Source organism: Cupriavidus mimosae, assembly GCF_023952485.1.
In the GTDB taxonomy this organism is placed as follows: Bacteria; Pseudomonadota; Gammaproteobacteria; order Burkholderiales; family Burkholderiaceae; genus Cupriavidus; species Cupriavidus taiwanensis_C.
Window position 1 is genome coordinate 1 of the sequence record NZ_JALHRY010000104.1, and the last position, 727, is coordinate 727.

Genomic DNA, 727 nt, shown 5'->3' on the forward strand with positions numbered 1-727 from the left:
CCAAGCACGAGCGGCGCTTCACCGGGTTCGACGACAAGATCATCGCCATGTATGCGCGCGGCATGACCTTGCGCGAGATCCAGGCGTTTCTGGCCGAACAGTACGGCACCGAGGTCTCGCCCGAGTTCATCAGTTCGGTGACCGATGCGGTCATGGACGAGGTCACCGCCTGGCAGGCCCGTCCGCTGGAGGTGATGTACCCGGTGGTGTTCTTCGACGCGCTGCGGGTCAAGATGCGCGAGGACGGCGTGGTGCGCAACAAGGCCGTCTACCTGGCCTTGGGCGTGCTGCCCGACGGCACGCGCGACATCCTGGGCCTGTGGATCGAGACTACCGAAGGCGCCAAGTTCTGGATGAAGGTGTTCAACGACCTGAAGACCCGGGGTACCCAAGACATCCTGATCGCGGTGACCGATGGCCTTAAGGGCATGGAACAGGCCCTGGCCGCGGTGTTCCCGAACACCACCCTGCAGACCTGCATCGTGCATCTGATCCGCAACAGCCTGGAGTACGCCAACTGGAAGGAGCGCCGCGCCGTGGCGGCGGCGCTCAAGCCCGTGTACACGGCCCCCACCGTCGAGGCCGCGCTGGCCGAGTTGGCGGCCTTCGAGAACGGGGAATGGGGTCGGCGGTATGCACCGATCGGCGCATCCTGGCGTCGCGCCTGGGATCAGGTGATCCCGTTCTTTACGTTCCCGCCGGCGATCCGCAAGATCATTTACACGAC

1 protein-coding gene is annotated in these 727 nt (G+C 64.9%); it reads left to right on the forward strand.

The genetic code is table 11. The annotated features are described in order from the left end of the window. Window positions 1-727 (forward strand): IS256 family transposase (locus tag MKD50_RS30525; RefSeq protein ID WP_252669784.1); only part of this gene is annotated, 727 nt, incomplete at both ends.